The sequence below is a fragment of the Corallococcus carmarthensis genome (genome assembly GCF_003611695.1).
GTDB classification, from domain to species: domain Bacteria; phylum Myxococcota; class Myxococcia; order Myxococcales; family Myxococcaceae; genus Corallococcus; species Corallococcus carmarthensis.
Genome location: NZ_RAWE01000121.1, coordinates 23,060 through 29,059, shown reverse-complemented (window position 1 = coordinate 29,059; position 6,000 = coordinate 23,060). Strand labels below are relative to the sequence as shown.

Annotated in this window: 4 protein-coding genes; 3 read left to right on the top strand and 1 reads right to left on the bottom strand. The window is 70.7% G+C overall.

The genetic code is table 11. The features are described 5' to 3' along the window. Positions 1-117: 117 nt before the first annotated feature. The 3 genes from D7X32_RS27405 (at position 118) to D7X32_RS27395 (ending at position 3,460) form a co-directional block, all read left to right on the top strand. Positions 118-1,686 carry an acyl-CoA dehydrogenase family protein gene (locus D7X32_RS27405; RefSeq protein WP_244239208.1) on the top strand — a complete coding sequence of 523 codons (1,569 nt, stop codon included), beginning with the start codon at positions 118-120 and terminating at the stop codon, positions 1,684-1,686. Position 1,687: 1 nt separating this feature from the next. Continuing rightward, positions 1,688-2,497, top strand: coding sequence for a hypothetical protein (locus D7X32_RS27400; RefSeq protein ID WP_120605526.1), 810 nt, complete (start codon positions 1,688-1,690; stop codon positions 2,495-2,497). A 93-nt stretch (positions 2,498-2,590) separates the two neighbouring features. Continuing rightward, entirely contained in the window at positions 2,591-3,460 is an 870-nt protein-coding gene (locus tag D7X32_RS27395; RefSeq protein ID WP_244239207.1) for a hypothetical protein, read from the top strand. Positions 3,461-3,579: 119 nt separating this feature from the next. Here D7X32_RS27395 and D7X32_RS27390 read toward each other — a convergent pair whose 3' ends face one another. Continuing rightward, entirely contained in the window at positions 3,580-5,793 is a 2,214-nt protein-coding gene (locus tag D7X32_RS27390) for a M4 family metallopeptidase (RefSeq protein ID WP_120605525.1), read from the bottom strand. Positions 5,794-6,000 lie beyond the last annotated feature (207 nt).

Here is a 6,000-nt window from a genome sequence, read left to right as displayed (position 1 = left end):
CGGGACTGACGAGCGCCCGCTGGCAGGTGCTGGGCGTTATTGATCACGGCCCCGCCACGGTGGCGGCGGTGGCGCGCACGATGGGGCTCGCGCGGCAGAGCGTGCAGCAGACGGCGGATGCGCTCGCTCTACGCCGGCATGGTCGACCTGGGCCTGCTCACCGCCACCCGCCCGCCCGACGTCGGCGGCCAGCAGCTCCCCCTCACCGTGCACGCCGTGGCCAGCGCCTACCTCATGGCCGCCAACCTGAGCGCCTATGGCTACCTGGGCCTCACGCTCGGCGCCGCGCACCTGCTGGAAGTCTTTGGCACGCCCTTCCTGCGCGACACCTTCATGGCCCGGCTGTACCGCGGCGAGTGGACCGGCACCATGGCCCTCACCGAGCCCCAGGCCGGCAGCAGCCTCGCGGACGTGAAGACGCGCGCCACACCCGCGCCGGACGGCTCCTACCGCCTCCAGGGCTCCAAGATCTTCATCAGCGGCGGCGACCAGGACTTCACCGACAACGTCGTGCACCTCACCCTCGCCCGCATCGAGGGCGCGGAGGGCGGCACGCGCGGCGTGTCCCTCTTCGCCGTGCCCGCGAAGCGGCCGGAGGGTGACAGGTTCGTCCCCAACGACGTCCAGGTGGCCGGCGTCATCCACAAGATCGGCTGGCGCGGCCTGCCCAGCCTGGTCCTCAACTTCGGAGAGGCCCAGGACTGTCACGGCTGGCTCGTGGGCCAGCCCGGGCGCGGGCTCGCCTGCATGTTCCAGATGATGAACGAGGCGCGCATCATGGTGGGCCTCAACGGCGTATCCACCGCCGCCGTCGCCTACCAGGAGTCGCTCGCCTACGCGCGCGAGCGCCCCCAGGGCCGCCCCGCCGGCATCCGCGACACCACGCGCGCCCAGTCCCCCATCATCGAACACGCGGACGTGCGGCGCATGCTGCTGCGCCAGAAGGCCATCGTGGAGGGCGGCCTCGCGCTGCTGCTCACCGCTTCCACCCAGGCGGACCTCGCCAACCACGCCCCGGACGAGGCCACGCGCAAGCGCGCGCACCTGCTCCTGGACCTGCTCACGCCCATCGCCAAGACGTTCCCCGCGGAGAAGGGCTTCGAGTCCAACACGCTCGCGCTGCAAATCCACGGCGGCTACGGCTACTCCAGCGAGTACCTCCCGGAAGCGTGGCTGCGCGACCAGAAGCTCAACAGCATCCACGAGGGCACCACCGGCATCCAGGGCCTGGACCTGCTCGGGCGCAAGGCGGTGGCGGAGGGCGGCGCCGCGCTCCAGGCGCTCGACGAGGAGGTGCGGACCACCACCGCCCGGGCGCGCGCCGCGGGAGTGGAGCCCGCGTGGAGCGACTCACTGGAGGACGCGCTCCAGCAGGCCGCGGCCCTCACGCTGGAGCTGGGCGCGCGCGGCATGGCGGGCGAAGTGGACGTGATGCTCCGCCACAGCACGGACTTCCTGGAGCTCTTCAGCGTGGTGGCCGTGGCGTGGCGCTGGCTCGCGCAGGCCGCCGCCGCGAAGGAGGGCCTGGCGCGCACGACGAACGCGGAGGACACCGCCTTCTACGAGGGCAAGCTCGCCGCCGCGCAGTACTGGTTCGCGGTGGAGGTGCCGCGCGTGCCGCTGCTCGCCCACCTGTGCCGCACAGGCGAGGACTCCTACGCGCGCATGCGCCCGGACTGGTTCTGACATGTCCGTCTCCTTCCACCTGTGCCAGCCGGGCGGAGGCGCCTCGTGCGGCGCCTGCTGCGGCCTCTACAACTTCCGCGACCACTCGCGCGAGGCGCTGACCCGCAGGCTCACGGCTCAGACGGAGCGGCTGTCCCGCACGCCCCGCACGCCCGAGGCCTACGGCGAAGCCGCGCGCGAGCTCACCGCGAACCGGGACGCCCCCGCGCTCTTCCCCATCGTGCGCGTCTGTCCCCTGCTGGGCTTCCTGGACGCGGGGCACCAGCGCGTGGGCTGCCTGGGCCACCCGCTGGTGACGGGTGGCACGGACCTGCGCGACTGCGGCGTGTACCGCGCCACCGTCTGCGAAACCTTCACCTGTCCGTCCTTCGGATGGCTCACCGACGCGCAGGCGCGGCTGGTCCAGGCCGCGTGCGCGGACTGGTACCTCTACGGGCTCGTCATCACCGACGTGGAGTTCGTGCGCGGCTGCCTGAAGCTCCTGGAATGGGAGCTGGGAGGCCCCGCGTCCCCGGACATCCTGCGCGAGCGACCCGACTCGCTCGAGGCCATGCGCCGCCTCTTCGCCCTCAAGGAGACAGCGCCCGGGCGCGACGGACAAGCCACCGTGTTCGGCCGCTTCGCCCATGACGAAGAAGGCGAACCCACCTCGCGCTCGCTCGACTACGCGGCGCTGGGCACGCGCGCCGCCCCCGAGGACGACGTGGTGCTGTGCCTGGGCTACACGCCCTCGAGCGCGCCGGAGCTGCTCGCCGCACGGGAACGGGTGCGCGACCACGTGCGCGCCGTGGCCGCCACGTTCCCCGCGTAGCCTCCTCCATCCAGAAGCCAACACCCCTCCGCACGCCGGACGCTTGCAACGGCAGGGGGTCGTCCGCAGGTTTGCCTGCGGGAGGGTTGGCGGATGGGTGGACGTTGGATGTGGATGGGGATGGTGGGGCTGTGCTCGCTCGCTTCCGGCTGTCAGCAGCATGACACCGCGGACACGATGACGGCGGCGCCCGCTTCGATGCAGGTCCGCGACTCCGCGAACGGCGGGCTGATGGTGCCCGTCACGCCCGCGCTGGCGCAGAGCACGGTGCAGGACAACCGGCCCCAGGGTGACGCGCTGCCCGCGGCGAACGCGCAGGTGCCTCCGAACACGGCACCTCCGCCCGGCGCCCGGCCCCTGCCAGGGCCCCGCGTGAACGAGCCCGCGCAGGGCTCCACCGCGCAGGCCCCCACGAATGCTCCCGCCCGGCAGGGCAATCAGGCCCCAACGCCCCGCCAGGCAACGGCGGCCCCGAACGCGAACGCCTCGCGGCCCCAGCAAGCCGCCCCGGCGAGCCCGAACGCCCCGCGGCAGGCTCAGACCAACGCGCGGCAGCCCCAGGCCAACCCGGACGGCACGCCCGCGACGCAGGCACCCGCCGAGGGCCGGGTGATGATTGGCGCCCAGGCCGTGCAGGCCAGCGACGACGAGGCCTGGTACGAGGGCGCGGCCAAGGCGGCGCAGGCGGCGGTGACGGACAACGCGTCGAACCGGCCGCTGGAGCAGGTCATCATCGCCTCCAGCACGGTGAACGGCCGGGTGACGCGCGTGGGCAAGGACACCCTGCACGTGCGCGACGGCGAGGGCACCGTCTACGAGCTCCAGCTCGACCAGCGCAGCCGAGGCCTGCGCCAGGGCCAGCGCGTGCCCCTCAAGGAGCTGGAGGAAGGCACCCCGGTGCGCGCGCAGTTCGTCCTCATGGGCGGACGCACCGTCGCGCGCGACGTGCAGGTGCGGCGCTAGGCCCGCACTCCCCAACGCCTGAAACGACGACACCCGGAAAGCCATGGAGGCTTTCCGGGTGCCTGTCTTCGTCCCGGACTCCCTTCACGCGAAGGGAGCCGGGCTGGATGCGGATGCGACTACCAGGCGGCCTTGAGCGTCACGCCCGAGTAGGCCGAGTAGCCACGGATCTTCACGTAGTACTTGCCCGCGGTCGTCTTGGTGACGGTGCACGTCTCCGCGTTGCCGGAGCTGTACGGACGGCAGTCGTACGTGGTGGTCGTCGGCGAGGAGCCGAAGCGCACGTACAGGTCGCCGTCACCCGTGCCACCGGAGGTGGTGATGGTGACCGTCTTGTTCGCCGGCACGTCCACGGTGATCCACTCGTTGGTGAAGGAGCTGGCCGCGCCGGAGATGCCCGTCACCGGCACGTTGTTCTGCAGCACGTTGCCGCCGCCACCACCCGAGGTGTAGCTGCCCTTCAGCGACACGCCCGAGTACGTCGCGTAGGCGTTCAGCATCACGTAGTACGTGCCCGCCTGGATGTTGGTGATGGTGCACGTCTCCGCGTTGCCGCTGGCGTACGGACGGCAGTCGTAGGTGGACGCGTCCGGCGCGGCGCCGAAGCGCACGTACAGGTCGGCGTCACCCGTGCCACCAGAGATGGTGAACGTCAGCGCCGTGGCGCCCGCGGGAACGGCCAGCGAGTAGTACTTGTTGTTGCCCGTGCTGTCGGCCACGGTCACCGCGGTGCCGTTGGTCAGCGGGGTGGAGGTCGGGGGCGGCGTCACGACGCCCACGCCCACCGCTTCCCAGGCCGCCTTCACCGCGTCCTGCGTGGCGGCGTCATAGCCCAGGTCCGCGGCCGCCTGGATGGTCCAGGTCTTGGCCTGCGCGAACGTGGTGCTCGCCGTGTAGATGTCGGTGTTGGCCTTGTACCAGATGCGGGCGGCCTTCTCGACGCCGATGGCCGGCACGTTGATGGTGCTGCGGCCGCGCGGGTGCACGCCACCCTTGGAGAGCAGCGCGAACGCCAGGTTGGGCACGCCGGAGCTGTAGTGCACGTCCGTGCCGGACGTCACGTTGGCCGCCCAGTCCTTGGACGCGCCGTCCTTCGCCGGGTCATCCATGTAGCGGAGCGCGTCGTTCGCCGTTCCCGGCGTCCAGACGTCCTCGCCCACCATCCAGATGGCCGCCGCGGTGCTCCAGGCGTTCGCCTGGCTCTCGCAGACGGCGCCGAAGGTGTCGGACATCGCCTCGTTGAGGCCGCCGGACTGGCCAGAGTACGTGAGGTTGGACTCGTACTCCGTCACCGCGTGGGTCAGCTCGTGGACGGTGACGTCCGCGTCCTTGCCCAGCTCGATGGAGTTCACGCCGTCGCCATCGCCGTACACCATCTGGGTGCCGTCCCAGTAGGCGTTCACGTAGTTGGTGCTGTAGTGCACCGTGCTGATGAGCGCCGTGCCCGCGTTGTCCAGCGAGTCGCGGTTGAAGAGCGACTTGTAGCAGTTGTAGGTGTAGCCCAGCATGTCGTAGTTCATGTCGACATGCGAGTCACCGGTGGCCGCGCCGCCCTCGCTGCGCTTGAGCGTGCCCGGGGTGCTGGTGCCGTTGTTCGCGCTGTAGACCTTGCGGTTGAGCGCGGTGTGGATCTCCGGCGCGCGCAGCACGATGGAGCCGTCCTGGGCGCTCACGTACACGCGGTCGCGCAGGGGCATCAGCTCGTTCACGCCCGTGACCTTCACCTCGTACGCCAGACGCAGCGCGCCTTCCTCGGTGCGCACGTACACCAGACGGGGAGCGCCCTGGACCTCCAGGCCCGTGCCCACCGTCGCGCTCAGCGCCGCGTCGCGCGCGGACGTGGCCGCGATGCGGGGCAGCGCGGAGACATTCAGGCCGTCGCGCGCGGAGCCGTTGGCGCGGAACACCGTGCCGTCCGGACGCACGTGCACCACCAGCTCACCGCCGATGACCTCCAGGCCGTTCTTCGTCTGCTTGAAGCGCAGGTGCTGGTTGCCCTGCTCGTCGGTGCTGGCCTTGCGCAGCACCAGGTCGTCCGCGTTCAGCCGGAACGCCGGGGCCACACCCGCGACCGCCTGGCGGCTCGCGTCCAGCGTGTTCAGCGTCCGCTCCACCCGGCCCAGCTCGCCCCGGATGCTGTCGGGGATGCCGTCCGCGTGCACGCCCAGAACCTGGGCACCACCGAGCGCGTTCAGCGAGCTCTGGATGTCCTCGCCCGACTTCTCCTGCTCAGGCGCCTGCACCTCTTCGCCCGTGGAACCCTGCGTACCGCACGCCGTCAGAGCCACGCCGAGCCAGGCCGCGCCAATCGTCTTCAACAGTCGATGAGCCAACGCGATACCTCCATGAAGAAACAGCGGGGTGATACGTGACACACTTGAAATCATCACGGCAACTACTTTTTGGAGAAAGTACGTTTAGTCACTTTCCCACGCCCTGCCGAACTAACCACGAGAACCGGAATTACCAATTAAGCGCATCTGCTTCCGATTCCGCATATTCAGCGGGTCTCCGGAGAGAACGGACCTGCCTCCGGAATG